Source organism: Spirosoma arcticum (assembly GCF_054779955.1).
The window spans coordinates 297,257-319,565 of record NZ_BAAGXG010000009.1 but is presented as its reverse complement, the minus strand read 5'-3'; the positions used below and the strand labels follow the sequence as shown (position 1 = coordinate 319,565).

The following is a 22,309-nucleotide window of genomic DNA, read 5'->3' as shown; positions in this document are numbered from 1 at the left end:
TCAGGGAACGGGTGGCGTGGGCAGACCGGCGAATTGCTCGAACCGGGCGCGCTGCTGGTTACTTTCGGACCGGCTTAAGGGTACATACCCAGCTTCCTGCGCCAGTTGAGCGATGTGGTCGAGATAATACGTGACGAACGTTCGCACCACCGGTTGCCGGGCTGCCCCCTGATTGATGTACAGAAACAGGGGGCGGGTCAAGGGGGCGTAGGTTTTGTTCCGCACCGTTTCGACCGTTGGGAGCACAGGTCCTTTGCCATTTTGGTCGTTGCCATCATCAACGGCTACCACCTTGAGCCGGGCTTTATTTTCCTCCACGTAGGCCAGCCCGAAGAAACCGAGCGCGAACCGGTCAGTGGCGACACCCTGCACCAGCACGTTATCGTTTTCGCTGGCGGTGTAGTCGCCCCGGCTGGCGTGGGCTTTGCCGACGATGGCTTCGGTAAAGTAATCGTAAGTACCCGACGCAACACCCGCGCCAAACAGATGGATCTCAGCATCGGGCCAGTTGGGGCGAAGTTGGTTCCAGCGGGTAATTCTGGCCTGAGCCGCCGGTTCCCACAGCCGCCGGAGTTCGGCAACGGTGATGCTCGTGACCCACGTATTGGCGGGGTTCACCACGATGGCTAAGCCATCGTAAGCTACCTCGACGGACAGAAACCGGACGTTGTTCTGCCCGCAACGGGTGCGTTCGGGTTCGGTAATCGACCGTGATGCGTTAATGATCTGAGCTTCGTCACGGCAAAACTTTTGGAACCCGCCCCCCGTACCCGATATGCCAACCGTGATCTTCTGGTCGACGTTCTGCTTTCCGTACTCTTCGACAACGGCCTCCGTTAACGGAAACACGGTGCTCGACCCGTCGATGTGAATCGTATCCGGGTTGGCAGGATTGGAACGGCAGTCGACCAGCGCCAGCCCCAGCAGTAGGACGTAACCAGGTGACCGTAATCGGTGTTCCACCGCATTCCTTACCGCTTTGATTGTCCACATCAACGTCAAGGTACGACTTGCGCAAGCCAACCCCGTTATTAGCCTTATTACCAAATTGTTGTCATCCAACCACCACGGCATCCGCCGGTAGACATTCCTGCGGCAGGCGTCCCTGTTCCAGATACGTCAGGTTGTTGAGTGTGGTACGGGCGATCTGCTCCATCGCTTCGTGGGTGAAAAAGCCCTGGTGCGCCGTGACCAGCACATTCGGCAAATGCGTCAGAGTGTTCAGATCCGCATCGGGCATCTCCTTACCCGACCAGTCAGCAAAAAAGAAGTCATCCTCCTGTTCGTACACGTCGATACCCAATGCACCCAGGTGACCGTTTTGCAGCGCGTCCAGCACTACGGGCGTATCCAGCAGACCGCCCCGGCTGGTATTGATCAGGTAGGCCCCGGATTTCATCCGGGCCAGCGCGGGGGCGTCGATGAGGTGGTGCGTTTCGGGCGTCAGCGGACAATGCAGCGAGATAACATCGGCCTCTCTCAACAAATCATCCAGAGGCAGGTATTCCACGCCAAGCTGTTGCAACACGGCCGAGTGCATCTTGTCATAGGCCAGTACGTGACAACCAAAGCCAAGCAAAATGTGGGCAAAGGCCGCGCCGATCTTGCCCGTGCCGATCACGCCAATCCGCTTGCCATACAGGTCGAAACCCATCAGGCCATCGAGTGTGAAATTGTTCTGTTTGGTCCGCTGGTAGGCCAAATAGGTCTTCCGATTCAGCGACAACAGCAGGGCCACGGCGTGTTCGGCCACCGAGTGGGGCGAGTAGGTCGGTACGCGCAGGATACGAATGCCCAACCCCCGCGCCGTCGGTATGTCGACCTGATTGACGCCCGTACAGCGCAGGGCCACCAGCCGAATGCCCTGCCCGGCCAGTGCCTGAAGCGTCGAGCGGGTAAGCTGGTCGTTAACAAAGACGCAAATGGCCTGGTGGCCAGCCGCCAGCGGAACCGTTTCGGGCGTCAGTGCCTGGGGCAGAAAGGTCAACTCGTGCCGGTGGTTGCCGTTGGCGGCTTCCAGAAAGGTCTGCTCGTAGGGATGGCAACTAAAAAAGGCGATGTTCATGGTAAGACCGTTCTTGTGGAGAAAGGTCAGAATTAGACAACCGCCAGCAGCGGAATATCGGTCAGACGAGCCATGCGCTGCGTCTCCCCTTCACCAATCAACTGCTGGAACCAGTTCCGCATCTGCGGCAGCATCATTATCAGGTCCGCTTTGTTGGCATGAGCGAAGGCGAGTAGGGTATCGTAGATTTCGTCTCCGGTCTGGATGGTCAGCGTGTGGGGCTGCGGATTCAACAGGTGCCGAATATGCTCAGCCTGATGCCGCGTACTGGCGTCATCCGGGTTATCACTAATGCATAGCGCATTGATTACGCTGCCGAACGACCGGGCAAAACTCAGGGCCGTGTCCAGGGATACGGCGTTGGGGGCGGCTGCCAGGTCAATACCCAACACCACGTTTTTTACCCCGGCATAGGTAATGCCGGGCGGAATCAACAGGAGCGGCACCTGGGTCTCGGCAACCATTCCCGTCGCTATGCTTCCCATCAACTGGGCGCTTTGGGGAGCCGTGCCAACCGTAGACATGATCAGCAAGTCGGCGTGCTCGTCCTTAGTTACGCTGCGAATCGCGTTCATGGTATGGCCTTCCCGGGCGATGCACCGAATCGGTACGGCCGCCCCAACCTCTTCACTTAGCTTATCTGCCAACTGGTGTAAAGCCGTTAAGCTGCTTTCCCGCGTGGCTTCTGCCGACAGTGGGAAGTCACCCGTTTTAGCGGGGTTATCGGGCCAGACCTGGTAGGCGTGTAGTAAAATCAGTTGGGCTTGCTGATCAAGTGCCAGTTGACCAGCGAAGCGGGCTGCCCGGTTGGCGTTGGGCGAAAAATCGGTAGCCAGAACAATCGTTTTCACGGTTGAGACCTTGTTGGTAAACACTACGGGTGACATTCATTGATTCATGTGGGTATGACCCGCCTGGAAGCAATGCAGCGCACAGGCCGCTCCTTTAAAGCTATCATGCACATTGCCGATTTTGTTGCCCTTCGCGTCGAAGATGTCACACGTCGCATCCGGATTATCTTTTAGGGTGAACATCAGATCACCGTTGGCATCCATGTATGTTTTTCCGTCCTTGCCCATACGGCCCATTTTTTTGCCGGTCTTCGCGTCGATCAAATTGCCCTGGCCATCGACAAAGGCTATTTTGCTGCCTTTGGCATCGTTAATCATGTGATCTTTAGTTACCAACCCGATGGCGGTGCCTTTGCTGTCTTTGATTTGACCACTGGCACTGATCGTCATGGGCTGTTTATAATTAGCCGACTGGCTAAAACCTAATGAGGGCATCAGCAACAAAGCGGAAGCGATAATAAACGGTTGTAGTTGTTTCATGGCACTAATGGGTAAACTATTGATTACGTAGTTGAATACAAAGCAACAGGAGTACACGTAGATTTATCCTGACGCCAATCAGCTCTTTAACTGATTCTTATTGGACCTTTTCGGTGAGCAAATCCTGAATAAGCCCCACCAGCGTGGCTTCGTCGGACAGGCCTTCCTGCCGCCACAGTTCAATGCCCCGCCGAACCAGCACAAAAGCAGGGGTCTGGGTAATGGCAAAACTCTGCACCACGTCGGGGTGGTTGGTCTCGTCGATCCTCAGAATCCGCAGCAGGCCACCCAGTTGCTTCTGCAGGGAATCGGCTAAGGCGCTCAGCAACGCCCGCTGCTGGCGGTTAGCCCCTCCCGAAGGCATGAAAAAGATCAGCAGCACGGCCGATTGGGCCGAACGCAAAACGGGATAAGGATCATCGAGTTTCATACGTGGTGTCTTTCCGTACGTGAAAGGTTAAAAAGAAAAGCACTATGGGCAGACGGTCAGTTACCCACTAATTGGGGTAAAAGTGGCGGTTCGGCCAGCCAAACGAACTGATATTCGTCAGGTGCCTGCCTGATTACTGACCCGTTACCGAAAATTCCGGGTAACTTAGCCTGTAACTCAGCTGGCAGGTGCCAGTACCGAGTTCACGCTGTATGCTGACCGCACTGTATTCGAGTGCCTTAACTGACTTACTTTTCGAGAAAAGCAACGACTTTATCGGCATTTTCGATTTGAGCGAGGAGCGGTTTGTCCGGGTTAATCCGGCCGGAATACGGATACTGGGGTTTTCGTCGGAACAGGCTTTGCTGAGCGATCCTGTCCGATCCCGGTCGCTACGGGTACCACCCCTGGCGGACGAGTACCGGGCCCGCCTGATCAAGCGCGTCATTCAGGCCGGGCAACACGAGGAAACGGTACAAATTGGTCGGCAGGACGGTCAACCGTTCTGGGGAAAACTGGTCATCAGCGCGTTTGCCGATCACGACCGTCCCTTCGCGCTGGTCCGGCTCATCGATCAGGGGCCGGGGGCGGAGCAGGCGGCTCACGTGCTGGCCGAGGCTCAGCGGGTTGAGTTGCAGCGCGTCTTCGAGCAGGCCCCGGTGGGCGTGGCCGTACTTCGGGGACCCCAGTACGTGATTGAGTGGGCCAACGTAGCCGTGTGCGCCATGTGGGGCCGCACCCCGGAGCAGGCCCGAAACACGCCCTTATTTACGCTGCTGCCCGAAGTCAGTGGCCAGGGCTTCGAGCAGTTGCTCGACGGCGTGATGGCCACGGGCGTGGCGCACGTGGCGCACGAGTTGCCCTCAGTCATCAACCGTCACGGTCATCAGCATACCGTATACTGGAACTTTGTGTACCAGCCCCTGCGTGCGGTAGACGGCCAAATCACGGGCGTTACGGTGGTGGCTACCGAGGCCACCGAGCAGGTGCTGGCCCGCCAGCAAATCCAGACGCTGAACAAAGAGCTGGCCGGAGCCAACGAAAAACTCCGCGTTGTTAACGCGGAGCTGGAACAAAAAGTGGCTGAACGTACTCACGCCCTGATGAACACGCTCGATCAGTTGGAGCAATCGAAAAATGAGCTGGCCAAAGCTTTAACGGCTGAACAGACATTGGGTGAACTCAAGTCACGCTTCGTGTCGATGGCCTCCCACGAGTTCCGCACCCCGCTGACGGCCCTGCTGACCTCGGCCACCTTAGTCGAAAAATACGCCGGGGCCGACCAGCAGGCTAAGCGCAAGGAGCACCTCGACCACATCCGAGCGTCGGTCAAACACCTCAACGACATCCTCGAAGAATTTCTGTCGGTGGGCCTGATCGAGGCTGGCCGGGTCGGGAGCCACCCCACCGAGGTCGATATGGCGCAATTAATGAGCGAAATTGTCGCGGATGTACAGGGACTGTTGAAACCGGGCCAAACGGTACAAACCCACCCGTCGTGCCCGTCTCCCGTCTGGATCGACCCGTCGCTGCTGCGTAAGATTCTGATCAATCTGCTGGCCAATGCCCTTAAATACTCGGGGCCGGGATCAACCACAACCGTTCAGGCGACGTGTACGAATCGAGAATTGACCCTAATTGTGCAGGACCAGGGGGTCGGTATACCGAAGGCCGACCAGGAACACCTCTTCGAGCGGTTCTTCCGGGCCAGAAACGTCGCCAATATCGCCGGAACCGGACTGGGGCTTCACATCGTGGGTCGCTACGTGGAACTGATGGGTGGCTCGGTGGCCCTGCACAGTGTGTTGGACCAGGGCACGACCGTTACCTTAACCCTGCCGTATGACAACGATCCTGCTGATTGAAGACAATGACCTGATCCGCAACAATACGGCGGACATCCTCGAACTCACCGGCTACACCGTACATAGGGCCGAAAACGGGAAGGTTGGCGTCGAAAAAGCCCTCGCTGAAAAACCCGACCTGGTCATTTGTGATATTATGATGCCCGTGCTGGATGGCTACGGGGTACTCCATATCTTCAATAAAAATCCGAATCTGGCGGGCGTACCCTTCATCTTCCTGAGTGCCAAAATCGAGCGTAGTGACTTTCGCAAAGGCATGGAACTGGGGGCGGATGATTACCTGACCAAACCCTTTGATGAATCGGAACTGCTCAGTGCCATCGAAGGGCGGCTGAACCGCTTCCGAAACGTCGGCGATACCGCGAACCGTCCGCAGCAACCTGTCCAGCCCCTACTACAGTCAGCGTACGACATTCACCAGGACGGACTGGAGCAGTTCCTAACCGATGCCCGGCAGGTGGGCAACCTACAAAGCCTGTCGGTCGACCGTAAGGTCCACGCCGTGCGCCGGAAACAGTACGTTTACTCAGAAGGCGATGACCCGACCCGGCTCTATTTTCTCAAGTCGGGCACCGTTAAAACCGTGCGGGGCAATGCCGACGGGAAAGAACTGATTACGGGTATTTACCAGCCCGGCGATTTTTTCGGCTACGTACCGTTGCTCGAAGACAGCGACTACACCGACTCGGCCGTGACGGTGAATGACGCCGAACTGGTGTATATACCCAAAGCCGACTTCCGGCAATTACTGCTGGCCAATCCAGTCGTCAGTCAACAGTTTATCAAGTTGCTGGCCGGTCGGGTGGCTGAGCGCGAAGCCCAGTTGCTGGGAATGGCCTACAACTCGCTTCGGCGACGGGTGGCGGATACGCTGCTGAACCTGCACGGGCAACAATCGGGCGGACTCATTCAACTCTCGCGGGATGATCTGGCGGCCATGGTCGGCACGGCAACCGAGTCGCTGATCCGGACGTTGACTGAGTTTAAGGGTGCCAACTTTATTGAGATGACGGCATCGGGCGGCATTCGGATCGGGGAGCCGGATAAGTTGCGTTCCGCGAAGTGGTGAGCTGATCGACCAGATGACAACCCGAACCGTACGTTCCCTTATTTTATGAGTACAATTCTTATTACGGGGGCTACCGGCAATGTGGGGGCGGCTGTGCTGGAGCATTTGTCGGCCGATGAGCACCATCTTTATACGGCTACAAAGCAGAAAAACACGATCAGTGAAACCGAGCGATGGCTGGATTTTGAGCAGCCTGATTCGTTTCCGGCTGCCTTACGACAAATTGATGTTCTGTTTTTCTTACGGCCACCGCAACTGGCCGATGTCAATCCCTATTTCGCTCCGTTCATTGCCGCCTGTCAGCGGGCCGTTGTGAAACACATCGTGTTTTTGTCGGTGCAGGGAGCCGACCAGGCTGCCTTCATCCCTCACGCCAAAATCGAAAAGCTGATTCGCCGGAGTGGTTTGGTCTATACCTTCATTCGTCCGTCTTATTTCATGCAGAATCTGACGACGACATTACGGGAAGACATCGTCAAGCACCATCGGCTATTTCTACCCGCTGGCCACGCTCCTTTCCTGTGGGTCGATGTGTCCGACATTGGCCGGGCTATTGCGGTAGTCCTCACTAACTGGACCCAGCACCAAAACCAGATCTACACGATTACTGGCAACGAACTACTGACGTTCGGTCAGGTGAGCGTGTTACTCAGTGCCCGCATTGGGTACCCGGTGCGTTACGAGAGTCCTAATCCCATTCGTTATTATCTGGTTAAACGGCGGGAGGGTATGGCATCGGGATTAGTGCTGGTGATGATTCTGCTTCATTTTCTGCCCCGCTTCCAAAAGGCCCCCCGCATCAGCTCGGACTTTACGCATCTGACCGGTCGGCAACCCAATAGCCTGACTAAGTTTATCGACCGGTACCAATCAATCTGGGACTGAACACTACTATTTTATCGATAATTTATACCATTCTAAAAGGGGTTGGCAAAAAATGAATCTTTGTCTTGCTACAATCAAGTGATTGTTGGCCTACAGTACTGCACCGTTTCCTTCATGCGAAAATAGCTTGATAACCCCTGGTAAAGCTTCTGGTATAGGTTACGAAACGTTTTCTTTACGCGACTAACCTGTTTAAATCCGTACAGGCTCCCCTCCCCCCTCCTACTCAACTGGCCGTTTTCGTCCAAAAAAGAGGTAACGAATACTGTTTAATGAACTCCTTATTTGGCTATCAATGAATTAGTTGTGTTACGATCAGTTTCCGCTGGAAATCGTTCAGAAAAACGTCCGTTTGTTGAGACGCACCTATGTGAATAGTGACGTATTTTGTCCTTTTTCGTAGATGCACCCGTTGTTGACTGTAGTTCTTTATTCCACATGAACACCTGCATCAAAGCGGCTCTGGACCGGCGCTACCCCGTGACGCATCGTTAGTAAAATCGAATAATACGCGGATATCAACCTGTAGCGTTTTAGCCAGCACGAAGACAGTACTCAAACTGGTATTGATCACACCCCGCTCAATCCGGCCAATCTGACTAAACTCCATTCCAGACCGGGCGGCCAACTCCTCTTGAGTAAGACCGTTCTGCATACGTACTTGGCGCAGGCGAGCGCCAAACTGGTTAAGGCCTTCCTGGTCACGGATATATTTCACCCGGTAAAGGATGAAATCCAAACTAAAAGTTGTTAGGGCAAATTTGCCCTAATCTTTTATTACGCTAACTTTGTGAGTAACTAAGCTTTGCCAGATTCGGGTAATTCCGGTCAGCGTAAAAGAATATACACGCAAGCGCAGGCATACGACGGTCATGCTCATTATTCCACCCCCCATTGCTTATCTCAGGCTACAGGCTTTCAAGAATTACATCCGATTTAGCCAAAATCAACTGGGTGACATCCATCTGCTTAACGAACAGATCATCCGTTTTTTTACTGTTCAACTGAAGGCTTCCTGCGAAAGCGAGTATACTTCCTGGGAGGGTGAAATGCTTGTCGAACAGCATTACTTAGTTGCAACGCCCGAGGGTAAGCCTTATGAGAAGCGGGTTACCCTAAGTTTGCTTTTTTACGAGTGGCTCACAATTGAAATGAAGCTGGACGTTCATTTTTCTGACGAACTCCACATGGGCTTCGGCGTGGACTTCCACCAAATTCAGCAGGAGCTTACACCGAGCCGGTTCGCGGCCGTCCTTCAGTCGAGCCTACCGGAAGAACGTCCACTTAATCTGATCGCATCCGCCCGCTATATTCGGGGTATAGATACTACAGACCCCATTGTTACGTATGGCGTCGTTCAGATTAATTTTCACTTTCCGGCCGGTTGCTTTGAAACAACGTCCGATAAAGACATCCAGAAGATTGTCCAGCCGATCTAACTACACCTACCCGTTAAATACTCTGCCGGCAGTCATCTTCCTATTCCATGAAGTATACCTGCAGCTACCAACCGGAGTAATGAATCCAGACGAGGGCAGTTCTATTGACCTCAGCGCTCTTCGGGCTGATATGCAGTCAGTAAAACGAGCGATAAAAAAAAGAAGGAAACCGATTTGACTATTGATCGAATCGGAACAGCCATTTATACCAAGTTTGCGCAGGCTAAAACTAACGAAGTCAGTTGTCATCTATGAAGAACTGGTTCGCCAGTCCGTCCAAGTCAACGGGATATGCACACCCAGACCGAACTGCTTAAAGCTTTGTATACGGACTAATCGGCTTTGGCTAAGTACCGCTTAGCCATCAGCAAATGGGCCTTGCTGCGGGAGTAGCTATCCACCGTATTCGGAGAACGGGTAAAAAACCACTAACGATCGGCCAGCAATTGTCGATCGCCAGTCACCACTCCGACCATGATGAGCCGGTTACCAGGCTGTTTGTCACCTCAGCCGGAAGAGATTTTTTCGAGTTGGTTTGCCCGTCTGGCTTATAACCATTGGCTAACACCCCACCAGCTGTACCAGCACCTAACGGCTGATCAGCCCCTTCCACCCCTGCTTGCTCACGGGCTGGATCAACCGGCCGAATCCCTACTAAACTTACTGGCGCAACGTACCTTAACCTCGCCCGAACGCATCCAGCAAACCTTGATAACCAGCACCACCCCCTATCATCAATCGCGGATTCCCCGTCGAAAGGACGCCTGGCTGTTACCGACCGTTCAACTGAATACTCACGCCCCCAGAGCTGGCCTGCAGTACTGCCCCCAGTGCCTGGCCCTCGATGGGGAACGACCCTACTTTCGCCAGTCTTGGCAGCTATCGTTCTGGGTCGCCTGTCTGACATGCCAGCGGATGTTATTGGACCGCTGTCCAGTGTGCCAGCGGCCACTATCTTACTTGTCGATTTCGTTGATTAAGTGGCGTAATCCGCCCCGTTTAAGCACCTGTTGGTGTTGCCACACGGATCTGGCGACCGTCCCGGCGCTTACCGCGTCACCGGACTGCCTGGCCAGCCAGCAACACCTGCTCGATCAGCTCGCCCAGTCCCCGTTAGCCAGTCAACGACACCAACCTCCCTACTTTCTAGTGCTATACCAGGCGTTACACGTTCTTCTCTCGTTGGCGCGTCGGGGAAGCTTGCCTTATCCGCCCCTGTCAGTGGACGTCCTACGCGGGTGGCCTCTCAACGGGCGATTCGAACACTTGCCAGTCGGGGTCCGATCGGAGTGGTTGCACTGGACGATTCGGCTACTGCAGACGGGAGTTCCCTATGACCAGGTGCACCGGTTGGTCTACGTCAGACCTCGAGCCCATACCGGGTCGCCTTACCCTCCTGACCGAATCAACCAGTACTTTCGGGCGCTATTAATGGATCGGTCCGCCGAGGAGCTAAAGCCGCTATTCGGCGAGCACTCACCCCGGAAGGTGGTCAACGGGTAGCCGTCGGGTATGAACCCAGTCTATACGGGGTAGACCCAGCGATCGGTAAGCGAGCCAGGCAAGACCTTTGGTTGGGAGCAGGGGCCTTAGGTTATGAATCTCTCACGTCCGGTGCAAACGCCGACCATTTGGCCATCCAGTCAGGGGGCATGGACTTTAAAAGGAAAGTAAGAAACCCCAACATGGGCGATTCTTCGTAAAAGTACATCGGTCTATATCGGTGAGCGTACTGGGCGTACAATTGACTAAATTCATCCCAACCCTCGCCCAGAAATACCATCGCCTGGTAGAGCAGTCGCGCCCGCAGATCTACTGACAAGTCGTCAAACATATTTAGCGACGGCTCGCTCCGGCTACCCCGAACCAGAAAGCAAGCCGGAGCCCTATCCTGTAATAGAAATCCGTTGAAGTCGACTAGGGTACTAATGATAGACTCTAACCACAAAAAGGAAAGCTTCGCCTGTCTGCAACTAGCCGTTGGGCTTTCTCGCCAGATCCGGTGCAGCCTTTGTTGCAGCGCTAAAACGACGGGCGCGGCCAGCTGCACGGGGGTCTGGGCCAGATCGTAACCGCAAGATCGGCAAGTGGCGAGATTGGGAGCCAAATTCGTCAAACTGGCTTGGGTTGAAAGCTTAGCGTTGAGCTGTCGGTAGTCAATGCTCGACCGGCAGATAGGACAGCCGTTAGCCAGCAGCACCTCGCAATCCAGACAGGCCACCGTGTATGAAAAGCGCCACGGCTTGCGAAAGTACGGATGGGCACCATCCTTCCGCAAGCAGCTTGCGCAGAACGAGGGACCAACGACGGTCCCGAATGGGTTGCTGAAAGAAAGCCACCAGTTGTATAAAAAGGTACGACGACTATTGCGCGGTTTTTCTTTAACAAACATCGCATAATCCCATAACGTCGTGTCGTGAATCCGTTCCAGAGGAGTTGCCGTACGCGCAGCCAGTAAGTTGAGCATTTCCGGTAGCTGGTAGCGATCCATGTCAAAGTGAACGTAATATCCTGACGGGTGTTTAGGTTTTGCCGACGGAGAGAGTCTCTGCCAAAACACGAGCGGGGCCATGCCATGGTTGAGGGCTAAGCGGCTAACCCAGCTCGACAACAGTTCATCGGGCTGCGGATAACAACTGCCGGGAAGCAGAGGGAGCAGGTTAGAGTGTATCGTGTAGGGATCGTCTTAAGGTAAACAATAATCTCTAACAATCTACCTCGTCCGAGTCTATGGCCTCTTGGTGGGGCGTTGGTTGGACAGACGGGCGCTCCGCTAACCAGTACCTTTAAGCCTTGGGTATTCGGTCAATAAAGCGAGGCTTCCGGCGGCTGATAGAGCTGCCTGACCTTCACAATTTCGTCCAATAGCGCGGATGTAATGCGCTCCTCCCCCGACTCGACAGCATACGTGCCGGCTATTTTGAGCAATTCGGCCAGTTCCCCCAACAGGCCACGGGTTAACTCGTTTAGCTTCTTGGCCATCACCGGGTTGCTCAGATTTGAGGGCTGACGCAGCGGAAGCCAGCTTTCAAATGTCTTCAGCAAGGATCGGTAGTCATCCAGACCTTCCGGGCTGGTTGTCCAGAGCGGCAACGGACGGGGCCGGAGCCGATTGAAGAGCTGGGGATCATAGTTAATCGCATTTTTAGCTGTATCTAAACCCGCGCCGACGATGGGAACCCGCACCATGTCAGACAGCATTTTGATTGTCGTTAGCAGCGTACGTTGCTGACGGGGTGTGCCGTCCAAGAGCTGCTGAAACTCATCAACGATAAGCAGCTTAATCTCCAGGTGCCGCAGGACATGAACGACCTGTATAAACAGGTCGTTCCGATTCTTGTGCCCCGCCGGGCAGTTAATCGCTTCCAGAATCAGCAGTAGAAATAGTCGCTCGTCACAATTGATCGGAGCGCTCACGTAGACCACCGCCTGGCTGCATTCGCCTGTGTCCGGGTTTTGCACCTGGCCATATCGCTTAACAATATACTGCAGGATGGTTGTCTTGCCGTTGTTGCTGGGGCCGTGAAGCAACGTACCGATCATGCGATGGGAATCAGGTTGCTCAATGATGTAAATGAGTCGCTCGATCGTCCGCTCAGCCACCGGGTATCTCAGCAGGCAACCTTGTCTAATAAACTCTATTCGGCTCGCTACGTCTGCATTGAGCATTTGTTGACTCTCGGGTTGCAGATGATTCATAGGGTCAGGAATCCAAAGAGTTTCACTTCATCGTCATCCGAGATGGATGGAGTGGTCAGCTCCAGTTTTTGGGCGACGCTGGTCGTCGAACGGCTCAGCGGATCCGGCGTGTCCCGGCGCGGGGTAGGATTGAGTAGATCAATGATGCGGTTGGGGGATACCGTAAGCCGGATGGTTTTGCGTTTAGCCAGTTCCTGCTGGACGATGGCCCGCATGACCTCGACCGCCTTGAAAATGGTTTCTTCATCGGGCGTAACCAGTCGATCCTTAAGCCGCTTTTTGGCAGCTCGGAGTTCCCAAAGGGATATGGCTGGTCGGTTGACGTTGGCGCACTTGATTTCATCATACTCGCCCGTGGTTGGATCGCGCAGCCAGATGCTCCCCACCTTCTCGGGTAGCCGACGGAAGACGTACTTGCAACTCCGGTCCTGGTGATGAAGCCACTTGAGCAGGGGATCATAATACCAGATGTGCTCAAACACCACCCCTTTGCGCTGGATGGTTCGTAGCTCGTAGGGCGCAAAGTCGAGCCGCAGAGCGAGCGGGTTGGTTATGTAATCCGGGGTGGCGCGCAGTGCGGGGCCGCCCCCGGGCGGATCAAATGCGTGCAAGTACTTGAACAGGGGCGGTATTCCGATGCCGGTATGCACCTGATTGTTGTACTTGATGACCCACCATGTAAACCATATCTCGAACGCTTTCAAGGTTAGAGTTGCCTTTTCTTCGGCATCGTAATCTCCTTTCTCCTGCACATTCGATTGAGTCGTGCCCGGTAGGGAATGGACGTTGCGCATGGAGGTGCCAATGAGCCGTTCGACGATGGCACCGTCTTCTACCGAGTTCCGCCAGACGATACGGATGTCGTAGTTGTTGCAGGCTACCTGATAGGCATCATTCTTAAACTCCTTGCCATTATCCACCCGGAACCGATCTGGGATGCCCCAACAGGGCCACTGGCCCTCCACCCCAATTTGTTTCAGCCACAACTCTTTCGTGCATACGGCATGGGCAATGCACTGGGCTACGCTGTCGGCTGAGACGGGATCAAACGAGAGATGAAAGCCCAGAACCATCCGCGAATAGACATCTACGGCCAGCGTCAGGTTAGGTCGCCCCAAGGGTTGGCGGAAGTGTTCATCCACCAGGATAACGTCCACGATGGTGCTGTCAATCTCCACCGTGTGCAGGGGATACGGAATGTCGTCTTCGTCACAAACGGACCCGTTGGACACGTGGTACAGTTCGCGGTAACGTTTCTCACCCTCCCGCCGGCGGACGATTGTACCATCCGCCAGCGCGTTGATGCGCCGACAAACCGTGTCGTAGCTGGGTACCGGCTTGATCTGATTGCGGTAGCAGAGTCGTCTCACTTCCTCGTAAGTAGCCGCTATAGAATTGCGTTCGGGCGTGAGATAGATGCGATCAATGGCTTGCTCAATGGCTTTTTCTGCTTCGGGTGTGATGCGTTTGCGATCCTTGCCTCCGCGCACTTTCTCGACTAAATAGCGCTCTTCACGACCATGGAGATTGTAGGTATTGATGTGCCGATAAACCGTGGAAGGGTGCACGTCGAACGACTGAGCCAGTTGACGAACTGACTTTTTGTCGGCTACTGGGGTCAACGCCGGGTTGGCATTGACCTCGACCGCCAGGACCATCTGTTTTTTGCGGCTCGCTTTGGCCAATCGTTCGGGCGGAATTTCAGCTAAGTCCAGAGCAGGAAGCGTAGACAGAGCGGAATTAGCCAACAACTTAGGCCGTATCGTATTCAGGTGGGCAAACGATACCCGCACCTGTTCGCCCGTGTCCACGTAGTCACACAAAGCATGCTCTGTGGCAAGCTCCACTCGTTTGATGATGACCACTCGACCGGCGTACAGAGCCTCTTCACCAGGTCTGACTTTAAGCAAGCCCATGACTGAGAGAAACCAACAACTGAACTAACTAAGATAAAGCACGGATTGAAAGTAGGGGAAGATTCGAATCCGGCCAGCCGCTTGTGAATGAAATTAAATCGGTTAACGATCAGCGGTTATAATCAAAGTGGTAGACCGAAGGTAAGATGAACTTCTTAAAAATGCAATATTTCGCAGATAGTATGCGAAAAAACGAGTTTGTCGCAGTTAGTATCAGAAAGTGTCGCAATTAGTTTGCGGAAATTCCGAACAAAACAGGTGAAAGTGTCGCATTTAGTATCGTAAATCACATATGGCGTGTGGTTAGCCGGGTAGTAGTGTACATTTACAAGTTCCTGCCCAACCGTATGCTCCGTATTTGTCCTTTTCTTCTGTTCATAACGCTGCTTACTACAGCAGCATGGGCGCAGTTTCAGCCGCTGGGCAACGAATGGATCAACTACCAGCAGACGTACCTAAAAATTCCCGTTGCGCAGTCGGGCATCTACCGCATCACTCCGGCCGAGTTGCAACGCGCCGGGTTACCCACCACAACGGTCGACCCAACGACAATTCAGCTTTTTCACCGGGGCGTGGAGCAGGCGATTTATGTGGCGGGTGAATCTGACAAACGCCTTGACCCGACCGACTTCCTGGAATTCTACGGCCGGGGTAACGACGGTGCGCCCGACTCGCTACTGTATAAACCAGCAGGAAGCTACCCCCACCCCCACTATAGCCTGTTCAGCGACACCACGGCCTACTTCCTGACGTGGCGGCTCGACCAATCCCGCACCAATACGGGCAAACCCGGCAAACGGATGATCTCGTACGCCGATACCACCTACGCGGGCCTGACGCCGGAGCCGTATCACTGGGCGGAAGAGTTGCGGGTATTCACGGATACGTATTCGGCAGGCAATATTTACCCAATGGGGGCGGGGTATGAGGACGGGGCCATTTTAACGGACTACGATACCGGCGAAGGCTGGACGGGTCCGGTAATAAAGGCCAACAGCCGCTTCGATCAGGCGTTTTCACTCACCAATTTTTTGCCCATCGTGGGCGTCTCTCCGGTTGTCAGCTACGGGCTGGTCGGGCGGAATGCCCACCAACACCGCGTCGATTACGTAGCCGGGCCATCGACGGCTAACCTGCGAACGCTCGGTACGGGGCAATTTCAGGACTATACCCCTGTTCGGTTCGAAGCCGAATTGACCACCGCCGATATGTCCAAAACGAACACGGTGGTCGTTAGCCTGCTCCCAACGCAACCCGGCGAAGAAGTATCAGTGTCTCACCTGAAACTACGTTACCCGCAACGGACGGACCTCGGCGGCTCTTTATCCAAGCTTCTGCGCCTGCGAACCAGCGCCGGGAGTCGGTCATATCTCAGCCTCGGCAACGTCCCCGATAATTGTCGGGTGTTCGACGTCACCGATCCCGCCAACGTCGGGTGGGTGGGTGGTCAGCAGTTGGGCAATCAATGGCGGGGTGTGATACGCAACAGCCAAACCGCCCGAACGCTGCTGACCACGGGCCAGCCCCTGTCCGTGACGTCGATCCAACTGATCAAATTTCGCGCTGTCGAATCCAGTCGGCACAACTATTTGATTGTGACGCATCCGCTGCTGCGTCAGCCCGTCGGCAACGTGCCCGATCCGGTTCGGGCGTATGCTGCCTACCGGGCGTCGGCAGCGGGCGGGGGCTACGATACGCTGACGGTGGACATTGGCCAGCTTTTCGACCAGTTCAGCTACGGCGAACGTCACCCGCTGGCCATCCGCCGGTTTGCCGATTTCATGACGCGCAGCAAAGGCTCCCGTCCCACCTTTTTGTTTCTGATTGGTCAGTCGCGCGATCCGCAGGGTATCCGCAAAGCCGCCAACGGCTCGCTGCTCGATCTGATTCCCAATGCGGGCTGGCCCGGTTCCGACCTGGGATTGGTGGCTGGCCTGAACGACGAACCGGCCAACGTACCGGCCCTCCCCATTGGCCGACTGAACGCCGGGCAGCCGCAGCAGGTGCTGGATTATTTAGACAAAGTCAGAGAGCACGAAGACGTAACCGAGCCAGCGCTGTGGCGCAAAAACGTCTTGCACCTCAGCGGAGGCCGCTCAGCAACCGAACTACAATCGTTTCGCGCGTATGTGCATGATTTTCAAAACGTTGTTGAGAAGCAGTACGTTGGTGCCCGCGTGACGACGCTGTCCAAGCAAACGGATAATCCCGTTGAGACCCTGCCCGTTGCTCCCCTCATCAACCAGGGAGTCGGGATGATTTCCATGTTTGGGCATTCGAGTCTCGACGTGGCCGACATCGACATCGGGTTTGTCAGCGATGATCGGCTGGGCTACCGCAACAAAGGGCGGTATCCGTTTTTGTTCGCTAACGGATGCGCGGCCGGAAATTTCTACTTCGGTCGGCCCACGTTCGGCACCGACTGGATGCTGGCCCCCGACCGGGGCGCGGTGTTGTTCATGGCGCACACGTATAATGGCTTCCCGCTGGCGCTCAAACGCTATTCCGATGCGTTTTACGCGCTCCTCACCGACAGCAATTACGTGACTCAACCGGTAGCCGTGCTACAGCGGGAAGCCATTCGGCGGTATTTAAAATCCAACACATCGATATACGACATCACCACCGCTCAGCAGATGACCTTGCAGGGCGATCCGGCGGTGAGCATTTTTCCATTTTCCAACCCTGATTTCGCCTTCGGAGCCGGTACGTTAACCCTGCGCAGCGCCAACGGGGACTCGCTCACGGCCGGGTCTGATTCGGTAGTTATTTCGGCGGTGGTCGTCAATTACGGGCGCGTGACCGGAAGCCCCCTCTCCGTGCGTATCCGGCGGTATGCCGCAGACGGTCGGTTACTGCAGGAAAGTCAATTTTTCCAACCGGCACCGCTCTACGCCGATACCCTGCATTGGCGGCTTCCCAACGACCGCCTGGCCACTGGCGAAACCTATTTTGAGTTAATGCTTGACCCCAACAACCGGATTGTCGAAGGGGTCGAAACCAACAACAAAGCCGAAATCGGCACAACCGGGCACACAACGCTACCCTTCCCGGCCGACCTGACGCCCCCGCTCATTGAAGTGGCTTTTGATGGACAGCGCATCGGCGATGGCGACGTGGTGGCTCCCCAACCCGTGATCGACGTGCTGGTGCAGGACGAAAACACCCGGTTGCTGCGTACCGACACCACCGGTCTGGAACTGTATCTGCAACGCCCCTGCCGGGCCGAACCATGTCCCTACGAGCGGCTCCGTTTGCACGGCAGTAACGCCCAATGGATACCCGCCGGATTGGACAATGCCTTCCGGCTCCGCTACCAGCCCACTGCGCTGCCCGATGGCCGCTATAGCTTTCTGGCCATTGGCAGCGACCTGAGCGGCAACCGGGCCATGCCATACCAGATTCGCTTTTCCGTCCTGACAACGCCCGAGCTGACCAGTGCTGGTGTCTACCCCAATCCTTTCGGCGGGCAAACCCGCTTTTACGTGACGCTAACCGGCCAAACGCCCCCCGCCAACCTAAGCATCCGCATCACCGACCTAACCGGCCACCTGGTCCGAACGTTGCGCAGTCCCGCACGGGTGGGGCTAAACGAGTGGTTCTGGGACGGCACTTCCGACGCGGGCGCTGTTTTGCCAACTGGTCTGTACGTGTACACCGTCGCGGGGGTCGACCGGCCGCTGGCGGGCGTCGTTCGCCTGACGGGGCCTATTATTCTGAACCGATGAGCCGGTCGCTGCCCTGGTTAGCAACGTGTCTTGTACTGACGGGTGCCGGACTCACTACATTGGTCTGGCTCAATTCAACGCATTTCACCAGCGTTGATTCGGGCTATTATCTGCAATCGGCCGCTAATCTGCTGGCGGGGCGGGGTTACGTGGTCGAACAGGACAGACAGTGGGTATGGAACGGCACGTTTCCAATTGGCTACCCAGCGTTGATCGCCGTGTTTTCCAGCGTAACGGATCTGCCGGTTCTATGGGCTTCTAAATTAGTCAATGGTGCGGCTTTGGTCCTGTCGGCGTTACTGTGGCTTCGTCGGGTCGGGCCTGGGCGGACAATCTGGATGCTGTCGGTTTGGTGGACGGGTGGTTTTCTTAGAGTTCTGGCCTACACCTGGTCCGAGACGCTATTTCTGGTGTTGCTGGCCGAATGGATCTGGGAATTAAATAGCTTTCTTCAAACGCCCACCCTACGCTGGGCAATTCGCCTGATATTGCTAAGTTCGGGCTTATTCCTGGTGCGCTATGTAGGCGGTTACGCAGTTGGCCTCATGCTGCTCTTGTCGGTGGCCATCTACCTGATTCCTAACCAGGTGCAATGCCTGTTACGGGTTAGTGTCAGGCCAAAAACGGCTGGCGCATTACTGGGTGTTTCGGGGATAGTCCTTGCCGGAATGGGTGTGTATAGCTGGATCAACTACCTGTTTTCCGGTTCGCTGTACGGTGGCGAGCGGTTGCTGCCTACTGCGTCAGCCGGTTGGCTGATTGCCCGGTTCGCGCGGTCGATTGGCAACGAACTACTGCTAATCCGGGATTTTCTGCCCGGCAGCACCAACGAACTGGCCTGGGTGGGCGTAGTAGTTCAGATGGCCTGGCTGTGGCTGCTGGGTCGGCAGTTTCGCCATTTATCCTCAAAACCAGCTTCACAACCGCCCGACCCATCGTCAACGAACACGCTGATCCGTCTGTTTGTGCTGGCTGGCGGGTTGTACATACTCGTTTTGTTCGGGCTGCGCTTACTTAGTCCGTTCAACGGGCCGGATGCCCGACTGATGGCTCCCGCTACGTTCTGTTTCCTGACAGCGGGTCTGTTACGGGTAGGTCTGGCCGATGGTGCATGGCAACGAAAACTACGCCCTTACTGGTTGGGCCTGTTGGTTTGTTCATGGCTTCAACTATTGCCACAGGCTGATTTCAACGCTAAGCTGGCGCGGGTACGGGCGCTGATTTCGATCACTGAATAATCAGCGTAATTTCTCCAGTTGTGCTCTTCTATTTTTCACTCCGACCGCAAACTTTTGACCGGATTCAGTAAGGCCGCTTTAATGGCCTGAAAGCTGACTGTTACCAGCGTGATGAGTAACGCTCCGGCACCTGCCAACGCAAAAATCCACCACGAGATATCAGTACGATAGGCATACTTCTGAAGCCAGTTGGACAGAAAATAATACGCGATTGGCGTGGCGATACCAAAGGCAATGACAACCAGCACGACGAAGTCTTTCGAGAGCAGGCTCCATAAGTTGCCTACGGATGCACCCAGCACTTTGCGGATGCCAATTTCTTTGGTGCGTTGCTCAGCGGTGAACATGGCCAAGCCAAATAAGCCCAGGCAGGAAATAAAAATGGCGAGAACGGCGAAGATCGACGCCAGTTTACCAATGCGCTCTTCGTCAGCAAATTTTCGGGCGTACTCCTGATCCACGAATTTATAGTCGAAGGGAGCGTTAGGATTGTATTTTTTGAATACCGCTTCGGTCTGCGCCAAGGCGTCACGTACGGACAGATGGGGTTTCAGGCACACCGTAATGAAATTGTCCCATTCGTAATCCAACACGAACAGGCAGGGCTGAATGGGCTGATAGGGCGATTCCATGACCATGTCTTTCACCACCGCCACGATTCGGTGGGGTTTACCGTCCCACCGGACAATTTCGCCAATTGGACGCGTGAAGCCCATGCGTTTGACCGCTGTTTCGTTCACGATCAACGACCCGGAGTCAGCCGGAAAGCTGCGCGAAAAATCCCGGCCCGCCACTACCGTCCAGCCCATTGTTTGGCCGTAATCGTGGGTGACGCCCACCGTTTGCAACAGCACGACCGAGCCGGGATCTTTGCCGTTCCAGTCAAAATTTTGGTTACCCACGGGTGTTTCGGTGGACGGAGCTGACGAAGATGACATGTTTTCCACGGCACCCGTCCGGATCAGATCGTTTCGAAGGGCATTGTAAGGCGCACTGAACAGCGCCGGGGTGTTCTTCTGCACCGTAATCAGCCCCGCACGGGTATAACCCACCGACCGGCCTTTGGCGTATTGAACCTGCCGGAACACGATAATCGTCCCAATAATTAGCGTGATTGATACTGTAAACTGAACCACAACCAGCACTTTGCGGGGTGAGGCCGCTAACCGGCTCGTCGTCAGAACACCTTTCAGGACTTTCACGGGGGCAAAGCCCGATAAATACAGGGCCGGGTAACTACCCGCAATCAACCCCGTGAACCCGGTGAATCCAAACATAGTCAGCCAGAAGAAGGAACTGGTCCAGGGGATAACCATCACCTTGTCGGTCAGCCCGTTAAAGAACGGCAGACCCATCTGAACCAGCAGCAGAGCCAGCACAAGAGACAGTAAAGCCACTAACAGCGATTCACCCAGGAATTGGGCGATTAACTGCCCGCGCCGAGAGCCGACGGCTTTGCGAATACCCACTTCTTTAGCCCGTTTTTCGGAGCGGGCCGTGCTCAGGTTCATGAAATTGATGCAGGCTAACAGCAAGACAAATCCGCCAATAATACCAAACAGCCAGACAAGCTCAATACGACCACCCGCCACTTTTCCATTTTTGAATTCACTGCGCAAATGCCAGTCGGCCATTGGGTGCAGGGCTATTTCGGGCTTGTTCTCCGGTCGGTGTGGTTTAGCAATGTCTTTGATCCGGGCGTTCAGGCTGCCAAGATCGACCGGCTCGGCCAGTTCGACGAATAGTCGCCAGTGCTGCGTATCCCACTGAGTTTGGGCTTCCCTCACCCAACTCAAGTCACTGATGACCTTAGCCCAGGGCAGAAAGAGTTTAGTATCGTGAAAAGTGGTATTGGCGGGCAAATCCTGAAACACACCGCCCACTTTCAGATACGTTCGGTTGTCTAATTTCAGGATCTTCCCCACTGGGTCAATCTCACCAAACAGGGCTTTAGCCAGCGATTGGGCAAGCAGGGCTGACGAAGGATCGCGGAGGGCGTTGCGCTGCCCGTGCAGCATCGTAAAACCAAGCATGTCGGGCAAATCCGGCTGCGCCCACACACCGGGCTGCGTCACCTGCTTATCGCCCACGGTCAGGATGCGGGGAAAAGGTGGAAAAACGAGGGCCATGCGTTTGAACGAACTGCCGTAGTCGGTGCGGAGTTTGTTGGCCAGCGGAATGGCAACCGCTCCACTGGTCGTCGTCTCTCCGTTGAACGTTTGTGTATCCATGACCTGCGCAATGCGGTCGTAGTTCGGGTGGTATTTGTTAAAAGAGAGTTCATCCCACAGCCATAGCCCAATCAACATGGCCACCGCCATGCCAACGGCCAGTCCACCGATGTTGATGACCGAATAGACTTTGTTTTTGATCAGATTGCGAAGGGCAATTTTGATATAATTCTGTAACATACCCGTGTTGGTTGGGGTTGAATAGTCACTCGGTCGGCGTTGGATAAATCGGAGCTGGATAAACCCCAGCACGTCCCGCCAGTAGCGCCACCGCGCCCGGCGTTCACCCACGCGCTCGACCTGGTAAGCGAACTCCTCGTACAGATCGCCTTGTAAGGACTCCAGCAAGTGGGGAGCTACGAACCAGGTCAAAAGCCGGTCGGCTAAGCGGGGTGGAAGAGGGTGTTTCATTC

17 protein-coding genes are annotated in these 22,309 nt (G+C 55.2%); 7 read left to right on the top strand and 10 right to left on the bottom strand.

Annotation, left to right across the window (positions count from 1 at the left end):
- The 5 genes from ACYVHB_RS21605 to ACYVHB_RS21585 form a co-directional block, all read right to left on the bottom strand.
- On the bottom strand, nt 1–993 hold the full coding sequence (locus ACYVHB_RS21605; RefSeq protein WP_461053871.1) for a PstS family phosphate ABC transporter substrate-binding protein: 993 nt from the start codon (nt 991–993) through the stop codon (nt 1–3).
- 61 nt (nt 994–1,054) lie between these two features.
- The gene (locus ACYVHB_RS21600) at nt 1,055–2,065 is read right to left on the bottom strand and encodes a 2-hydroxyacid dehydrogenase (RefSeq protein WP_461053870.1); all 1,011 of its coding nucleotides are present in this window, start codon (nt 2,063–2,065) and stop codon (nt 1,055–1,057) included.
- Between the two features lie 32 nt (nt 2,066–2,097).
- A complete protein-coding gene (locus ACYVHB_RS21595) occupies nt 2,098–2,916 on the bottom strand; it encodes a universal stress protein (protein ID WP_461053869.1) in 819 nt (272 codons plus the stop codon).
- Between the two features lie 36 nt (nt 2,917–2,952).
- Entirely contained in the window at nt 2,953–3,396 is a 444-nt protein-coding gene (locus ACYVHB_RS21590; RefSeq protein WP_461053868.1) for a 5-fold beta-flower protein, read from the bottom strand.
- A 97-nt stretch (nt 3,397–3,493) separates the two neighbouring features.
- Nucleotides 3,494–3,826 (bottom strand): thioredoxin family protein, encoded by a 333-nt coding sequence (locus tag ACYVHB_RS21585; RefSeq protein WP_461053867.1) that lies wholly within the window; start codon nt 3,824–3,826, stop codon nt 3,494–3,496.
- A gap of 212 nt (nt 3,827–4,038) precedes the next feature.
- Here ACYVHB_RS21585 and ACYVHB_RS21580 point away from each other — a divergent pair, with 212 nt between their 5' ends.
- The 3 genes from ACYVHB_RS21580 to ACYVHB_RS21570 are packed head-to-tail and all read left to right on the top strand — an operon-like array spanning nt 4,039 to nt 7,645.
- The gene (locus ACYVHB_RS21580; RefSeq protein ID WP_461053866.1) at nt 4,039–5,691 is read left to right on the top strand and encodes a sensor histidine kinase; all 1,653 of its coding nucleotides are present in this window, start codon (nt 4,039–4,041) and stop codon (nt 5,689–5,691) included.
- Nucleotides 5,669–6,760, top strand: a complete 1,092-nt coding sequence (locus ACYVHB_RS21575; RefSeq protein WP_461053865.1) for a response regulator — start codon at nt 5,669–5,671, stop codon at nt 6,758–6,760. The genes ACYVHB_RS21580 and ACYVHB_RS21575 overlap by 23 nt, the downstream gene beginning before the upstream one ends.
- Before the next feature lie 45 nt (nt 6,761–6,805).
- The gene (locus ACYVHB_RS21570; protein WP_461053864.1) at nt 6,806–7,645 is read left to right on the top strand and encodes an NmrA family NAD(P)-binding protein; all 840 of its coding nucleotides are present in this window, start codon (nt 6,806–6,808) and stop codon (nt 7,643–7,645) included.
- A 451-nt stretch (nt 7,646–8,096) separates the two neighbouring features.
- Here ACYVHB_RS21570 and ACYVHB_RS21565 read toward each other — a convergent pair whose 3' ends face one another.
- Complete coding sequence (locus tag ACYVHB_RS21565) at nt 8,097–8,384, bottom strand: helix-turn-helix domain-containing protein (RefSeq protein WP_461053863.1); 288 nt, start codon at nt 8,382–8,384, stop codon at nt 8,097–8,099.
- Nucleotides 8,385–8,517: 133 nt separating this feature from the next.
- On the opposite strand from ACYVHB_RS21565, the gene ACYVHB_RS21560 reads away from it, so the two are divergent.
- Both ACYVHB_RS21560 and ACYVHB_RS21555 read left to right on the top strand, forming a co-directional pair.
- Complete coding sequence (locus tag ACYVHB_RS21560) at nt 8,518–9,084, top strand: hypothetical protein (protein ID WP_461053862.1); 567 nt, start codon at nt 8,518–8,520, stop codon at nt 9,082–9,084.
- Between the two features lie 474 nt (nt 9,085–9,558).
- Complete coding sequence (locus ACYVHB_RS21555; protein ID WP_461053861.1) at nt 9,559–10,587, top strand: TniQ family protein; 1,029 nt, start codon at nt 9,559–9,561, stop codon at nt 10,585–10,587.
- A gap of 91 nt (nt 10,588–10,678) precedes the next feature.
- Here ACYVHB_RS21555 and ACYVHB_RS21550 read toward each other — a convergent pair whose 3' ends face one another.
- The 3 genes from ACYVHB_RS21550 to ACYVHB_RS21540 form a co-directional block, all read right to left on the bottom strand.
- Nucleotides 10,679–11,734, bottom strand: a complete 1,056-nt coding sequence (locus ACYVHB_RS21550) for a TniQ family protein (protein ID WP_461053900.1) — start codon at nt 11,732–11,734, stop codon at nt 10,679–10,681.
- Nucleotides 11,735–11,889: 155 nt separating this feature from the next.
- Nucleotides 11,890–12,783, bottom strand: coding sequence for a TniB family NTP-binding protein (locus ACYVHB_RS21545; protein ID WP_461053860.1), 894 nt, complete (start codon nt 12,781–12,783; stop codon nt 11,890–11,892).
- Nucleotides 12,780–14,699 (bottom strand): helix-turn-helix domain-containing protein, encoded by a 1,920-nt coding sequence (locus ACYVHB_RS21540; protein ID WP_461053859.1) that lies wholly within the window; start codon nt 14,697–14,699, stop codon nt 12,780–12,782. The genes ACYVHB_RS21545 and ACYVHB_RS21540 overlap by 4 nt, the downstream gene beginning before the upstream one ends.
- 347 nt (nt 14,700–15,046) lie before the next feature.
- Between ACYVHB_RS21540 and porU2 the strand changes: the two genes are divergently transcribed.
- On the top strand, nt 15,047–18,427 hold the full coding sequence (porU2, locus tag ACYVHB_RS21535) for a putative type IX secretion system sortase PorU2 (protein ID WP_461053858.1): 3,381 nt from the start codon (nt 15,047–15,049) through the stop codon (nt 18,425–18,427).
- Complete coding sequence (locus tag ACYVHB_RS21530; RefSeq protein ID WP_461053857.1) at nt 18,424–19,665, top strand: hypothetical protein; 1,242 nt, start codon at nt 18,424–18,426, stop codon at nt 19,663–19,665. The genes porU2 and ACYVHB_RS21530 overlap by 4 nt, the downstream gene beginning before the upstream one ends.
- A gap of 35 nt (nt 19,666–19,700) precedes the next feature.
- On the opposite strand, the gene ACYVHB_RS21525 is transcribed toward ACYVHB_RS21530, so the two are convergent.
- Complete coding sequence (locus tag ACYVHB_RS21525) at nt 19,701–22,307, bottom strand: ABC transporter permease (RefSeq protein WP_461053856.1); 2,607 nt, start codon at nt 22,305–22,307, stop codon at nt 19,701–19,703.
- Nucleotides 22,308–22,309: the final 2 nt, after the last annotated feature.